Here is a 14829-nt window from a genome sequence, read left to right as displayed (position 1 = left end):
CATAATTGCTGACCTGAATAGCCGCATTTTTTTCGATTTTGCTCGCTTGCGCCGTGAAAACTGATACATAACTAAGATTTCATACAGTCGGCCCCAAACGGACAGAAAGTAACACATATGGATTGGGACAAGCTCAGAATATTTCACGCGGTGGCCGATGCGGGCAGTCTGACCCATGCGGGCGACAAGCTGAATCTGTCGCAATCGGCGGTCAGCCGCCAGATCCGGGCGCTGGAAGAAAGCCTGAATGCGACGCTTTTCCACCGTCATGCGCGCGGACTGATTCTTACTGAGCAGGGTGAACTGTTGTTTGACGCCACCCAATCCATGTCCGCGCGTCTGGAAGCAGCCTCTGCCCGCATCCGCGACAGTGAAGAGGAAGTGTTCGGCGAACTGCGCGTTACCACCACTGTGGGCTTTGGCACCCTGTGGCTGGCGCCGCGGCTGACCAAATTGTATGAGCAGTACCCCAACCTCAAGATCGACCTGATGCTTGAGGAACGGGTGCTGGACCTGCCCATGCGCGAGGCTGACGTGGCGATCCGCATGAAGGAGCCGAGTCAGGCCGATCTGGTGCGCAAACGGCTGATGACCGTTCGGATGGGGCTTTATGCAACGCCGGCCTATCTGGAAAAGCATGGCTCGCTCGAAACCGCTGAGGATATCTCTAAACACCGGCTGATCTGCCAGAACCAGCGTTCGGCGCAGGTTGGCTCTGCCGCTGTTCTGGGCAAAAAGCTGATGGCCAGCAACCCGGGCTCGCTGCTGACCGTCAACAATTACTTTGGGGTGCTGCAAGGGGTATTGCATGACCTGGGCGTCGGGATCCTGCCGGATTACGTGACCGAGGAATTCCCCGAGCTGGTAGAGGTTCTGCCGGAAGAGGATCAGAACGGCGTTCCTGTCTACCTCGCCTATCCTGAGGAATTGCGCCATTCCCAGCGTGTGGGCGCGTTCCGGGACTTTGTCCAAAGCGAGATCATGGCGCACCGCAAGCATATGAAAGAACTGGGCAAGCTCTGACCGCCTGCCCGGCACGCGGCCGCCGCATCGCAGCGCCGGCTGCGGTTTTGGAATGGGCAAAGCGGCACCGTGCCGCAAGCCATGCATTCACCGCATAGCAGCCTTGACGTTCATTTAGCATTAATCCCCTTGAAGGGGCAGGCCCGGCGCCCTAAATGATCCTCATGAAGGCGGCGGCCTTGCCCCCCTTCATACCTCCCTGTTGGACTTCGGCCGAGCTTAGTGCTCGGCCTTTTTTTTTGGCGTTCAACCTTCTGATATTAATCAGTTTAACCGGCCAGCCCCAAAGCCCCTAGGGGCAGGATGCAAATCAAAGCCCGGCGCTGCCCTAGCGCTGAAGCCACCTTGGCAAGAGGCTGGCAGGCGCGACATCTTCAGAAGGCTAAAATTTTTTCCATTTCCGACGCAACTTTCGCAATGCTTGTAATTTCAGCGCCCGGACGGGCCCATGCCTGCGCAAGCATCACTTTGAAAAGCCTGCATGTTCGCGGCGTAACCGGCGATCTCTGCTGCGGCGCAAAGACGCCAGGAGGCAGAACTGGCGGGGAATCCTCTAATTCCACTTCCCCCGCGCCCCTCCTTGCCCTAAAAGGCGCGCAATCGCAGCCATTGGGGACGTTTACGGATGCAGGAACCCGCCATCACGCCTGAATTGATTGCAAACCACGGGCTGAAGCCCGAGGAATACGATCTGATCCTGGAAATCATCGGGCGGGAGCCGACTTTCACCGAGCTGGGCATTTTCTCGGCGATGTGGAACGAGCACTGCTCCTATAAATCCTCCAAGAAATGGCTGCGTACCCTGCCGACCGATGGCCCGCAGGTGATCTGCGGCCCCGGCGAGAACGCGGGCATCGTGGACATCGGCGATGGCGACGCTGTGGTGTTCAAGATGGAAAGCCACAACCACCCCTCCTACATCGAGCCCTACCAGGGCGCGGCAACCGGGGTTGGCGGTATTCTGCGCGACGTTTTCACCATGGGTGCGCGGCCCATCGCCTCGATGAACTCGCTGTCCTTTGGCGAAACCTCCCACCCCAAGACCCGCCAGCTGGTCAACGGCGTCGTTGAGGGCATCGGCGGTTACGGCAACTGCTTCGGCGTGCCTTGCGCAGGCGGCGAAGTCCGCTTCCATCCGGCCTACAACGGCAACTGCCTGGTGAACGCTTTTGCCGCGGGCCTGGCCAAGACCGACGGCATCTTCTATTCCGCCGCGTCGGGCGTGGGCATGCCGGTTGTGTACCTGGGCGCCAAGACCGGCCGTGACGGCGTGGGCGGCGCCACCATGGCGTCTGCCGAATTCGACGACACCATCGAGGAAAAGCGCCCCACCGTTCAGGTCGGCGACCCCTTCACCGAGAAACGCCTGATGGAAGCCACGCTGGAGCTGATGCAGACCGGCGCGGTGATCTCGATCCAGGACATGGGCGCGGCTGGCCTCACATGCTCCGCCGTGGAAATGGGCGACAAGGGCAAGCTGGGCGTGCGTCTGGACCTGGAAAACGTGCCGCAGCGCGAAGAGAACATGACAGCCTATGAAATGATGCTGTCAGAATCTCAGGAACGCATGCTGATGGTGCTGAAGCCGGAGCTGGAATTTGAGGCCCGCGCCGTGTTCGAGAAATGGGACCTGGATTTCGCCATCGTTGGCGAAACCATCGCCGAAGACCGCTTCCTGATCATGCACAACGGTGAAGTGAAGGCGGATCTGGTGCTGTCGAAACTGTCTTCCACAGCGCCTGAGTACGACCGTCCGTGGGTTCCGACCCCAGCGGCAGAGCCGCTGACCGATGCTGATGTGCCGACCATTGACCCGATTGATGGCCTCAAGGCGCTGCTGGCCTCGCCGAACTATGCCGGCAAGCAGTGGGTCTATGAGCAGTACGACACCACCGTGATGGGCGACACTCAGCGCCGTCCGGGCGCAGGCTCCGGCCTGATCCGGGTGCATGGCACCGACAAGAAACTGGCCTTCACCTCCGACGTGACCCCGCGCTACGTCAAGGCAAACCCGTTTGAGGGCGGCAAGCAGGCGGTGGCCGAGGCCTACCGCAACCTGACCGCCGTGGGTGCCAAGCCGCTGGCAACCACCGACAATCTGAACTTCGGCAACCCCGAAAAGCCGGAAATCATGGGCCAGTTCGTCGGCGCCATCAAAGGCATAGGCGAGGCGGTTGCTGCGCTGGACATGCCGATCGTCTCTGGCAACGTGTCGCTGTATAATGAAACCGATGGCAAGGGCATTCTGCCAACCCCGACCATCGGCGCCGTCGGCCTGATTGCCGCAGACGAAGAGCCGATCATCGGCGAGGCCCGCGACGGCCACATTGCCCTGCTAGTGGGTGAAACCATCGGCCATCTGGGCCAGTCGGCGCTGCTGGCCGAGGTCTTCAACCGCGAGGACGGCGACGCGCCGGCGGTGGATCTGGCAGCTGAAAAACGCAATGGCGAATTCATCCGCGCCAACCGCGACTTCATCAAGGCCTGCACCGACCTGGGCGATGGCGGCCTGGCGCTGGCAGCGTTCGAGATGGCCGAAGAAGCCGGCGTTGGCGTGCAGATCGACGCGGGCGATACCCAGACCCTGTTCGGTGAGGACCAGGCCCGTTACCTGATCGCCTGCAACTTCGACCAGGCCGAAGCACTGATGCTGGCCGCGGGCCAGGCCGGCGTGCCGCTGGCCACCGTCGGCAAGTTCGGCGGCGACATGGTCAAGATCGGTGGTGCTGAGGCGCCGCTGGAGGAGCTGAAAGACATCTTCCGCTCCAGCTTTGCAGCAGCCGTGGCCTGATTGCTGGCCCTGGCGGGCAGCGATTGATAGATGAAGATTGGCGGGATGGCACAGCCGTCCCGCCTTTTTATTTGACCCAGGGGCGGCCCATGATCTTGCCTGAACTGACAGAGGATTGCAGCCGCTGCGCGGGCCTTTGCTGCGTGGCCTATCCGTTTGAGGCGCACGAAGATTTCGGTCTGCTGAAACGGGCAGACACCCCCTGCCCCAACCTCGCCGCGGATTTCCGGTGTTCCATTCACGCCGATCTTGCCAAATGCGGCTTTGGCGGCTGCGTCGCCTATTCTTGCGCCGGAGCCGGCCAGCGGGTGACGCAGCAGTTGTTTGACGGCGAAACCTGGCGCGATGATCCGGACTTGCTGACACATATGACCCATACGCTGCGGGTGCTGCGCCCGATCCACGAGGCGCTTCTGGTGCTGCGGGAGGCTGCTGTCCTGCCCCTGCCCAAAGACCTGCAAAACCGCTGCGCCGAACTGACCGCCGCGCTGTGCCCGGACGACCCGTCGTCCATCTGGGACTTTGAGGAAGACAGCGTGCAGGAAGCCCTGGCGGCAGTGCCAAAATTCGTCGACGCCATCGCGCCTTTTGCGCCGGGCCGGCCCTAATCCTGCTTGCACAGCTCCCGGCGCCCACCTACATTTTTACCAAACAAGACAAAGGACTTCTCCGGATGCCCATGCAAGCCCACGAAATCGAAGAACTGCTGCGCGAAAGCTTTCCCGACGCCGAAATCCAGGTGGCTGGCACTGACGGCGTGCATATGTCGGCCATGGTTGTCGACGAAAGCTTCCGCGGCAAGAACCGCGTCCAGCAGCAGCGCGCTGTCTATGCCGCGCTGAAAGGCAAGATGGACGGTCCCGACGGCGAGCTGCACGCGCTGGCGCTGACCACCAAGGCGCCGGAATAACTCTCTGAACTGGCTGCTTGAGTTTGCGGGAGAGCAAGTTTCTGCGTCCGCGGCCCTTTTAATGCTGCCCATTGTGACGTATCTCGCACTCAAAGACTTCCTGCCGGTACATCCTCGGCGGCACGACGAAAAGGACACCGACACATGACCGACGCAAAGACCCGCATCGACGAAACCGTCAAAGCCAATGACGTGGTGCTTTACATGAAAGGCACCAAGGACATGCCGCAGTGCGGCTTTTCCTCGCGCGTGGCAGGCGTACTGAACTACATCGGTGTGGATTACACCGATGTGAACGTTCTGGCGGATGAGGAAATCCGTCAAGGCATCAAGGATTATTCCGACTGGCCGACCATCCCGCAGCTCTATGTAAAGGGCGAATTTGTCGGCGGCTGCGACATCATCACCGAAATGACCCTGTCCGGCGAGCTGGACGGCATGTTCGAAGAAAACGGCATCACCTTCAACAAGGAAGCTGCCGACAAGATCCGCGAAGCCAACGCCTGAGCCGGCCGCTTCCGGTAAAGTGCAAAGCCTGCTGCAGAGCTGTCTGCAGCAGGCTTTTTCTTTGCACAGGCCCCACATGTTGGGAGGGCCCCGGCATCAGGCCGCGTCGATCAAGACCAGGTCATCTGCGGTGAAGGTCGCCGCAGCGCCCTCAATCCGGGCCACCAACTGGCCCTGCTGAAGGATCAGCGCATCCCCCGTGGCGGCATCGCTTTCGACCGTGAAGTCCTCCGTGTTCACAGTCTCGCTGCTGTTGTTGAACACAAGCTGGATCAGGTCGTCGCCCGGCGTGTAATCCGTGATCGTAGCAACGCCGCCGCCCTCCTGTGTCATGTACAGGGCAAAGCTGTCCTGACCCAGGCCGCCGGTGCCGGTGTCGCCAGCCCCCAGCAGCAGGAAGTCGTTGCCAATGCCGCCGTCCAGCGTGTCGGCTCCGTCTGCCGTATTGGCAAAATCCACGTCCTGCAGGGTAAAGCCCTCTTCCTGATCGCGCAGGCTGGCGATCTCTTCCGGTGTCAGGTCGCGGGTCAGGTTCACGCCGCTCAGCGCATCGTTGCCGCTGCCGCCGTTCAAGACATCCGCCCCGTTGCCGCCGATCAGATCATCATTCCAATCTCCGCCGTCCAGCGTGTCGTCTCCATCGTCACCGAAAAGGACATCAATTCCGCCGTCACCGGCCAGCACATCGTCACCTGCACCGCCATAGGCGATGTCGTGCCAATCACCGCCGGACACAGTGTCGTTGCCCTCACCGCCAAAGGCCACGTCCTTGCCTTCACCGCCGTTCAGAAGGTCATTGCCAATGCCACCCGTCAGGCTGTCGAAACCTTGGCCGCCATCCAGCGTGTCGTTCCAATCGCCGCCGTCCAGAGTGTCGTTGCCGCCCTCGCCAAAGAGCCTGTCGATGCCGCCGTCGCCGGACAGAACATCGTCGCCCTCACCGCCGTAAACAAGATCGTGAAAGCTCCCGCCGGACACCGTATCGTCGCCTTCGCCGCCCAGCAGAGTGTCCTGGCCGTCGCCGCCGGAAATCTGGTCGTCGCCGCCGCTGCCAAACACCCGGTCTGCCCCCCTGCCTGCATCCAGCACGTCGTCCTCATCGCCCAGAACCAGATCATCCGGCCCATCGGTGGGAAGGTTGTCCGGAACGACAGGAACCGGGTTTTCGTCAACCGGATCGGGCTCTGCGCCGTTATCAACATCATCATCGTCCAGGCTGATCGCCAAGCCTGCGACCGCCAAGGTGCCAAGAACAAATGCTCCGATCATTATTTCCCCCAAAAGTAGAAAGCTGAAATACGCCTCAACCTCATTAAGGAAAGGCTCGGAGTTTGACTATAAGTTTCCCGAATTTTGCCTAAAAATGGTCATAAACGAACTGTTACCAGCCGGGAAACAATACCCGGCACGGTCAGGAAAGGCATATGGATGGGCTGATTTGACCAGCCTCCGGGCCGCTATTGCAGTGCGACGCCCTCGCCCGCACCAACCAGCCGCGCCACCACCACACCGTCTTGCAGCAGCACTGAATCGCCGGTCTCTGCGTCTATTGCGGCGGTGATCCCCGCTGGGCTGTCCGCAGCCAGCCGCAGGATGTCCTCGCCCGCCTGATAGTCTTCGATCCGGATTTCCGCCCCGGCTGTCCCGCCAAAATAGAGTTCGAAAACATCCTTGCCAGCGCCGCCGCGGGCCGTATCACCTGCACCGATTGCCAGGTAATCGTTGCCGTCACCGCCGTCCAGTGTGTCGGCCTCTGTGTCTTCGGACAGGGTAAAGATGTTTTCGGCCTTCTCACCGTTGCGCAAAGTGTCGAGCGTTTCGGCATCCGGTTCATCGGATAGCAGGCCAACCCCAATGAGAGTGTCGTTGCCGATGCTGCCAAAGAGCTGATCCGCCCCTTCGCCGCCGGCGATCACATCATCCCAGTCGCCGCCAAGCACGGTGTCGTCGCCGATGCCGCCGAACAGGATATCCTTGCCGCCGCCGCCGTCGAGCAGGTCGTTGCCGCTGCCGCCCAGCAGAATGTCGTGAAACTCACCGCCAGCAAGCTGGTCGTCGCCACCCTGCCCGTCGAGCGTGTCCATCCCCGGCCCGCCGGATACTGTGTCATCGCCCGCGCCTGCAATCACCTGGTCGAAACCGCGCCCCGCGTCCACTTCATCAGGACCATCGCCAAGCTGCAGCCGGTCGGCCCCGTCCGTCGGTTCCGTGTCCGGCGTGTCCGGCGCCGTTTCCGGAACATCGAACCCATAAGACCCCAGCGAACCGCCGGCCAGCACCAGAACTGCCAGGATCATTGCTTCGTACATTCTGCCGCTCCGCTGCCCAAGGACTTCTTCCCTGGCAGCGATCCTATCGCACAGGACGGTCAAGCACGAGGCGGCACGGCGGTTAACAAAGGAATAACAGTGTTTCCCGGCAGTCGCGTAAAGGTCTGATTAAGGTCAGAATTCTGCCGCTTTCCGGACCCGCCAGTACAGGTTGCCGGCCCCGGAAAGGCGCCGGCAAGAGCCGTCATCCGGCAGGCTGGGCCTGTTCCTCAATATCCTGTGCCAGCGCCTCGGTACGGGCCGCCAGTTCGGCCAGGCTTTCGGTCACTTGCGGCGGCACCACCGGGATTTCGATGCGTTCAGGCTCAGGAGCCGGCGCGGCTTTCAGCGCCTCCAGCTCCTGCTCTCGCTCGGCCAGCTGCGCCTCAACTTCCTTGATCCGGTCTTCTACTGCGGCGGTTTTGTCCGCCAGCATCAGACCGGCCATCAGCAGCATCCGCGCCTCGGGCATCCGTCCGATCTGGTCCGACAGCACCTGCGCCTCGTCATCCAGCATCTTGGCGGCGGAATGCAGATAGCTTTCCTCGCCCTCCTGGCAGGAAACCTCAAAGCCGCGGCCGCCGATATGAATGGTCACTTCGGGCATCAGACTTCCTCTCCCTCGGGCAAGTTGCGGGCATTGGCCAGAAGCGGCTCCAACTTGGCCAGAACCGCGTTGACCTGGGCCTGATCACTGGCCTGCGCGGCGCGCAGCCCTTCGATTTCGGCTTCCATCGCGGTGTTGATCAGCCCGGCATCCCCCAAGCCTTGCGCGTTAGCTTCGCGCAGGGCCGCGTTGGAGGCTCGCAATTCCTCATTGGCCTGGCGCAGCTGCTGCAATTCGGTGTCAAGCCGCACCAGCGTTTCATTCTGGCGCTCAATCTCAGCGCTCATATCCTGGGGCTGAGGCGCTGCTGCATCATCAGCGGGCTGCGCCGCCTCAAGCTGGGCCTTCAAACTGTCCAAGGCGGCCTGCGCCTCAGACAGCTGATCCTCCAGCATTTCCTTTTCGCTGGCTGCGGTATTGGCCGCGGCCTCCAGTTCCCCTTTCAGGCGGGCGACCTCGGCGCGCAGCGCCTCTTTCTCTGCCGGATCGCCGGCCTCATTCCGCAACAGCTGCAGTTCGGCTTCCATCGCCGCAATATCTTCGCTGCTGGCAGAGCTTGCGGGCGCATCGCCCTCAACCTCTTTGAGGCGGGCGTGCAGAACCTTCACCCGCTCTTCCAGCTGGGCGTTAGCGGTTCTTTCCTCATCCAGCGCCTGCTCTAGCTCTTCATTGGCGGCACCTGCGGCGGCGGCCTCTGCTGCTTGCGCGGCTGCGGCTGCGGCTTCTTCGGCGCGGGCCTGGTCTGCCGCGCGTGCCTGCTGCAGCGCTGCGGAGCCTGCGCTGATGCGCTCCAGCGCAGCCTGGATGCGGCCTTGCAATTCTTCAATCTGGTTCATGCCTGTCCCTCACCCGGGCCCATCCGCTCCATTATCGTTCCGCCGCCTGTCCGAATCGGACCACCGGCGGCGGCATGGGCCAGTTCTTCCCCTTCAGGAATAAATCACCCCCCTTTGCGTTTCAACCACTTGCCGCGCCAACTTCGCGCAACATAGCAGAGTTGCGCGCAACCATGCTTGATCTTTGGCTCATCGCTGTTATTGAGCGCAGCAAATGCCTGTTAACGCCAAAGGACAATCCAAGTGGACCTGACAGCCCTGCGCACCGCAAACCCTGAGCATTGGAACAAGGCCGCCGCCATCCGCGCGCTGGCGCTGGACGCCGTAGCCGCCGCCAACTCCGGGCACACCGGCATGCCGATCGGCATGGCCGATGTGGCAACCGTTCTGTTCGAAAAACACCTCAAATTCGATGCATCCAACCCGCAGTGGCCGGACCGCGACCGCTTCATCCTGTCGGCGGGCCATGGCTCGATGCTGATCTATTCGCTGCTGTACCTCACCGGCGACAAGCAGGTCACCCTGGACCAGATCAAGAACTTCCGCCAGTCCGGCGCGCTGACCGCGGGCCACCCGGAAAACTTCCTTCTGGACGCGGTTGAAGTCACCACCGGCCCGCTGGGCCAGGGTATTTCCAATGCCGTCGGCTTTGCCATGGCTGAGGAAATGCAGCGTGCCCATTACGGAAAGAAGGTTGTGGATCACCACACCTATGTGATCGCAGGCGACGGCTGCCTGATGGAGGGCATCAGCCAGGAGGCCATCGGTCTTGCCGGCCGCCACTCGCTGGGTAAGCTGATTGTCTTCTGGGATAACAACAACATCACCATTGACGGCACCGTTGAACTGTCCGACCGCACCAACCAGGTGCAGCGTTTCAAGGCGTCGGGCTGGCAGGTTCTGGAAATCGACGGCCATGACCCCAAGGCCATCGATGAGGCCATCGAGGCGGCGAAGAAATCGAAAAAACCGTCGATGATCGCCTGCAAGACCCACATCGCCCTGGGCCACGCCGCGCAGGACACCTCCAAGGGCCACGGCGCGCTGACCGATCCTGCGCAGCTGCAGGCAGCAAAGGACGCCTACGGCTGGACCGGCGGAGCGTTCGAGGTGCCGGCAGAGATCAAATCCCAGTGGGAAGAGATCGGCGCCCGCGGCAAGTCCGAGCGTGAAGCCTGGGAAGCCCGCTTTGCCGAGCTGTCGCAGCAGAAGCAGGACCGCTTCACCCGCGCCTACAACCTGGACGCGCCCAAGAAACTGTCCGCAGCCATCAAGGCGCTGAAAAAGCAGGTGAGCGAGGAGCAGCCCAAGGTTGCCACCCGCAAGTCTTCGGAAATGGCGCTGGCCGTCATCAACCCCTTGATGCCGGAAACCGTGGGCGGCTCCGCCGACCTCACCGGTTCCAACAACACCAAGACCGGCGACCTGGGGGTGTTTGACACCGACAACCGCAAGGGCCGCTATGTCTATTGGGGCATCCGCGAGCACGGCATGGCAGCCGCGATGAACGGTATGGCGCTGCACGGCGGCATGCGCCCCTACGGCGGCACCTTCTTCTGTTTCACCGACTATGCCCGCCCGGCGATGCGTCTGGCGGCCCTGTCGAAAATCCCGTCGGTCTTCGTGATGACCCACGATTCGATCGGCGTTGGCGAGGATGGCCCGACCCACCAGCCGGTTGAGCATCTGGCGATCTGCCGTGCGACCCCGAACACCTATGTGTTCCGCCCCGCCGACACCGTGGAAACCGCCGAGGCCTGGGAGATCGCCCTGACCGCCAAGGAAACCCCCTCGGTGATGACCCTGACCCGTCAGAACCTGCCGACCGTCCGGACCGAGCACAAGCTGACCAACATGGTCGAGAAAGGCGCCTATGTTCTGGCCGAGGCCGAAAACAAGCGCCAGGTGATCCTGATCGCCACCGGCTCTGAGGTCTCCGTTGCGATGGAAGCCAAGGCCAAGCTGGAGGCCGAAGGCATCGGCACCCGCGTGGTTTCCATGCCCTGCATGGAACTGTTTGCAGCGCAGGACGAAGCCTACCGCCGCAAGGTCCTGCCCGCAGGTCCGGTGCGTGTGGGTATCGAGGCCGCTGTACGTGACGGCGGCTGGGACCGCTGGCTGCTGGGCGAGCGCGGCCAGGAGAAGAAAGCCGCATTTGTCGGCATGGACCGCTTCGGCGCCTCCGCCCCGGCAGGCGAGCTGTTCGAGCGCTTCGGCATTACGGCTGAGGGCACAGTGGCCAAGGTGAAAGAGCTGCTGGGCTGACTCACTGTTAGCCAACAAACCTTTCTAAGGGGCGCTATCCACAGCGCCCCTTTTCATATCAGGACCAACACTTTACCCTGTCAGAATTGAATTTCTTAAAGTGATTACCTAACATGCTCGACACTGGCTTAGCCTCGGCAGAAAGCAATCCGTTTTACCTGTTGGCTACAACACACGGAGAACATGCGGCTGGCTTCGATGGGAGTTTCGAAAAGAAAAACCGCCGTATCTGGAACGGCTTCATGGCTCATACCCTGCAGCAGGAATTCAGGGAAAACCTTGCTAAAGCACTTGAGGTTGACCCTGAGGAGATGCGCCCATTATCTGATAGAGAAATTCAGCACATTGAAGACCGCTTCAAACTAGCAAACATTCCATTTGACAGGCTACCCGACCCAGATGCTATGCACGGCTTTTCCACAATTTCTTTTCGCGAGCTGGTGTTTGAGAAGTCTGTTCTGTTTTCCAACAGGGTCTTCCCGTTCGTGATTGATTTCAGCAGGTCAAAATTTAGCATGAATTTTTCAATGCAAAAATCTATTCTGACGGCTGCGCATTTTTCAGACACCCACTTCCAACGCTTTGCTTACTTTAGTGAGGCTAAGATGGGTAACATCGGGTGGATTGGTAACGCTGTTGAATTCAGAAATGCTAGGTTCTGTCGGCAAGCAAGTTTCTCTAAAGCCCAGCTTAAGAACGCTGACTTCACCAAGGCCAAGTTTGAAGAAGCCGCTCGGTTTGACGACACTATTTTCTATGGTGGTTGCCCGAAATTCTATGAAGCGACACTGCCAGAAGACACTGTCTTTCCGTTGAAACCAGAGAACTGGGGTTTCCCAACACCTTCCATTGATCGCTTTGGGACACACGAACCCTACACCCTGCTTCAGTTAAAAATTGAAAGCAATAGCTTCACGGCGTTGCGACGCCGGATGGAGGAATTGCAGCGCCCAGAGGACGCCCACTTCTTTACGAGGTTGGAGTTCAGAGCCAAGGGGCAACCCAAGGGATGGTATAGTCTCTTAGTAAAGCTTTACGGTTGGTTTTCTAACTACGGTTATTCTATTGGCCGTCCGCTCGCCGCGTTGGGTTTTCTCGTAAGCCTCGGCTGTGCTGCCTACCTTGGCTATTTTGTAAGCTCTTCCGCAGCCCTTGATTACCCACCAGAAACTCCATTTTGGACAGGGCTGGGATATTCATTCAGCAATACTTTCAGTTTTTTTGGCTTAGGAAAGCTGGTGGAGCAGAAGTTGGTGGAGCAACTTCCTTCCGTCCTGAAATTGTTCGCGGGGATACAAACCGTCTTTGGTCTTATCTTTTCGTTTCTACTCGGGTTAGGGCTGCGGAACCACTTTAGGGTTGGGTAAACTTGCCAATTGCCGGCCCAATCACCTTCGTCGCCAGCGGGATCAGCACCAGCCCCCAGGCCACGCCAAACACCCCGTCCATAGCCGCCTTGGCCGTCCACTCGGCAAAGCCTTCCCAGGCGGCAGGCACCGCGTGGCCCACCGCATAGGCCCAGTCGTGAATCAGATGGCCCAGCCAGCCAAAGCCCAGCACCTCCAGCCCGTGGATGATAATGGAGCCCCCGACCCACAGCATCGCCGCGGTGCCAACCACGGACAGGATCTTCATCAGCACCGGCATGAACTTGACCAGCCCGCGCCCCAGCCCGCGCCCCACCGGCGTCGGTGCGTTCTGCGCCAGGTACAGCCCCACATCATCCATCTTCACGATCAGCGCGACAGAGCCGTAGACCGCCAGCGTCACACCAATCGCCACAACCGCCAGCGTTGCCGCCTGCATCCAGACGTTCGGCGCCTCGATGGCAGCCAGCGCAATGGTCATAATCTCCGCCGACAGGATGAAGTCGGTTTTGATCGCGCCCTTGATCTTCTGCTCTTCCAGATGGCTCGGGTCCTTGATGCTCATATCATCGTCGATGGCGTGGCTCGCGTGGGGGAACAGCACGTGAAAGACCTTCTCAGCCCCTTCGAAGCACAAGTATGACCCGCCCAGCATAAGCAAGGGGGTGATCAGCCACGGCGCAAAGTTCGCCAGCAGCATCGCCACCGGCAGCAGCAGGATAAGCTTGTTGAACAAGGAACCGCGGGTGATGCGCCAGATGATCGGCAGCTCGCGGGCGGGCGCAAACCCTTGCAGGTACTTCGGCGTCACTGCCGCATCGTCGATGATCACCCCCGCGGTCTTAGCACCGGCCTTGCCCGCTGCTGCGGCCACATCGTCAACCGAGGCCGCCGCCACCTTGGCAATCCCCGCCACGTCATCCAGAAGCGCCAGCAAACCGCTCATGCCAAATCCCTCAAATCCTGTCCGCGTTTGAGGGGCAATCTGCCTGCTTCCGCGCCGCAGCACAAGCGTTAGCGCCACCGTGCTGTGGAGGCAAAAATCCGTTACCGCCACCGCACCGAACCGTTAGCGCCACCGCTCACATTTTGCGCTAACAGTTTCATTTAATGACGCTTTTACCCCTTTAGACCACATCCGCCCCGGTCTATATGGCGGCCAAAGGTTTTGCTCGCTTGGAGACGTACTCATGACCATCAAAGTCGGGATCAACGGTTTTGGCCGCATCGGCCGCTGCACCCTGTCTCACATCGCCGCCTCGGGGCGCGACGACATCGAAGTGATCAAGGTGAACGCCACTGGTCCGCTGGACACCGCAGCACACCTGATCAAATACGATTCCGTGCATGGCCGTTTCCCCGGCGAAGTCACCATCGGCGAAGGCACCATGAACCTGGGCCGCGGCGACATGCAGATGTTCTCCACCTACGACATGGGTGAGCTGGACTGGTCCGGCTGCGACGTGGTCCTGGAGTGCACCGGCAAGTTCAACGACGGTGAGAAAGCCAAGGCGCATCTGGAGCGCGGCGCCAAGAAGGTTCTGCTGTCCGCCCCCGGCAAAAACGTCGACAAGACCATCGTTTACGGCGTCAACGATGACCAGCTGGAAGCCGGCGACACCATGATCTCCAACGGCTCCTGCACCACCAACTGCCTGGCGCCGCTGGCCAAGGTGCTGGACGAGGCCTTCGGCATCGAGCACGGCATCATGACCACCATCCACGCCTACACCGGCGACCAGCCGACCCTGGACCGCCGCCACAAGGACCTGTACCGCGCGCGTGCTGCCGCCATGTCGATGATCCCGACCTCGACCGGCGCTGCCAAGGCCCTGGGCGAAGTGCTGCCGAACCTGAAAGGCCGCCTGGACGGCTCCGCCATCCGCGTGCCGACCCCGAATGTCTCCGCCGTGGACCTGACCTTCCGCGCAGGCCGCGACGTGACCGCCGAGCAGGTCAACGCTGCCGTTAAGGAAGCCGCTGAAGGCCCGATGAAAGGCGTGCTGGGCTATGAGCCGGCACCGCTGGTCTCCACCGACTTCAACCACACCCCGGAAAGCTCGATCTTTGCACCGGACCAGACCCGCGTGGTCGAAGACCGCATGGTGCGCGTGCTGGCGTGGTACGACAACGAATGGGGCTTCTCGGTGCGTATGGCCGATGTGGCTGTTGCGATGGGCAAGCTGGGCTAAGCCAGCCTTAACCGCTTGAGAA

Annotated in this window: 13 protein-coding genes; 8 read left to right on the top strand and 5 right to left on the bottom strand. The window is 60.9% G+C overall.

Annotated features, from left to right (window positions below; translation table 11 throughout):
* Positions 1-117 precede the first annotated feature (117 nt).
* The 5 genes from ACXAEK_RS15110 to grxD all read left to right on the top strand — a co-directional run bounded on the left by ACXAEK_RS15110 (position 118) and on the right by grxD (position 5231).
* Complete coding sequence (locus tag ACXAEK_RS15110) at positions 118-1023, top strand: LysR family transcriptional regulator (protein ID WP_475043118.1); 906 nt, start codon at positions 118-120, stop codon at positions 1021-1023.
* A 625-nt stretch (positions 1024-1648) separates the two neighbouring features.
* Positions 1649-3814 (top strand): phosphoribosylformylglycinamidine synthase subunit PurL, encoded by a 2166-nt coding sequence (gene purL / locus ACXAEK_RS15105; RefSeq protein WP_475043116.1) that lies wholly within the window; start codon positions 1649-1651, stop codon positions 3812-3814.
* An 89-nt stretch (positions 3815-3903) separates the two neighbouring features.
* Positions 3904-4422 (top strand): hypothetical protein, encoded by a 519-nt coding sequence (locus tag ACXAEK_RS15100; protein WP_475043114.1) that lies wholly within the window; start codon positions 3904-3906, stop codon positions 4420-4422.
* Between the two features lie 65 nt (positions 4423-4487).
* The gene (locus tag ACXAEK_RS15095; protein WP_019297755.1) at positions 4488-4724 is read left to right on the top strand and encodes a BolA/IbaG family iron-sulfur metabolism protein; all 237 of its coding nucleotides are present in this window, start codon (positions 4488-4490) and stop codon (positions 4722-4724) included.
* A 144-nt stretch (positions 4725-4868) separates the two neighbouring features.
* Positions 4869-5231, top strand: a complete 363-nt coding sequence (gene grxD, locus ACXAEK_RS15090) for a Grx4 family monothiol glutaredoxin (RefSeq protein ID WP_475043112.1) — start codon at positions 4869-4871, stop codon at positions 5229-5231.
* Positions 5232-5327: 96 nt separating this feature from the next.
* Here the strand turns inward: grxD and ACXAEK_RS15085 are convergent, their stop codons facing one another.
* From ACXAEK_RS15085 to ACXAEK_RS15070, 4 genes are all read right to left on the bottom strand, one after another.
* Positions 5328-6500 carry a calcium-binding protein gene (locus tag ACXAEK_RS15085; protein WP_475043110.1) on the bottom strand — a complete coding sequence of 391 codons (1173 nt, stop codon included), beginning with the start codon at positions 6498-6500 and terminating at the stop codon, positions 5328-5330.
* Positions 6501-6688: 188 nt separating this feature from the next.
* The gene (locus ACXAEK_RS15080; protein ID WP_475043108.1) at positions 6689-7540 is read right to left on the bottom strand and encodes a calcium-binding protein; all 852 of its coding nucleotides are present in this window, start codon (positions 7538-7540) and stop codon (positions 6689-6691) included.
* A 205-nt stretch (positions 7541-7745) separates the two neighbouring features.
* Positions 7746-8147 carry a cell division protein ZapA gene (locus tag ACXAEK_RS15075; protein WP_475043106.1) on the bottom strand — a complete coding sequence of 134 codons (402 nt, stop codon included), beginning with the start codon at positions 8145-8147 and terminating at the stop codon, positions 7746-7748.
* Positions 8147-8983, bottom strand: a complete 837-nt coding sequence (locus ACXAEK_RS15070; protein ID WP_475043105.1) for a coiled-coil domain-containing protein — start codon at positions 8981-8983, stop codon at positions 8147-8149. The genes ACXAEK_RS15075 and ACXAEK_RS15070 overlap by 1 nt, the downstream gene beginning before the upstream one ends.
* Before the next feature lie 243 nt (positions 8984-9226).
* Between ACXAEK_RS15070 and tkt the strand changes: the two genes are divergently transcribed.
* Both tkt and ACXAEK_RS15060 read left to right on the top strand, forming a co-directional pair.
* A complete protein-coding gene (tkt, locus tag ACXAEK_RS15065) occupies positions 9227-11248 on the top strand; it encodes a transketolase (protein WP_475043102.1) in 2022 nt (673 codons plus the stop codon).
* Positions 11249-11361: 113 nt separating this feature from the next.
* Positions 11362-12615 carry a pentapeptide repeat-containing protein gene (locus tag ACXAEK_RS15060; RefSeq protein WP_475043100.1) on the top strand — a complete coding sequence of 418 codons (1254 nt, stop codon included), beginning with the start codon at positions 11362-11364 and terminating at the stop codon, positions 12613-12615.
* Here the strand turns inward: ACXAEK_RS15060 and ACXAEK_RS15055 are convergent.
* Complete coding sequence (locus tag ACXAEK_RS15055; protein WP_475043098.1) at positions 12602-13561, bottom strand: DUF808 domain-containing protein; 960 nt, start codon at positions 13559-13561, stop codon at positions 12602-12604. The genes ACXAEK_RS15060 and ACXAEK_RS15055 overlap by 14 nt on opposite strands.
* 244 nt (positions 13562-13805) lie before the next feature.
* Between ACXAEK_RS15055 and gap the strand changes: the two genes are divergently transcribed.
* Positions 13806-14807 carry a type I glyceraldehyde-3-phosphate dehydrogenase gene (gene gap, locus ACXAEK_RS15050; RefSeq protein WP_475043096.1) on the top strand — a complete coding sequence of 334 codons (1002 nt, stop codon included), beginning with the start codon at positions 13806-13808 and terminating at the stop codon, positions 14805-14807.
* The last annotated feature ends 22 nt before the right edge of the window (positions 14808-14829 follow it).

It is taken from the genome of Leisingera sp. ABM4_101 (assembly GCF_056158725.1).
This window is presented reverse-complemented; position numbering and strand designations above follow the sequence as displayed.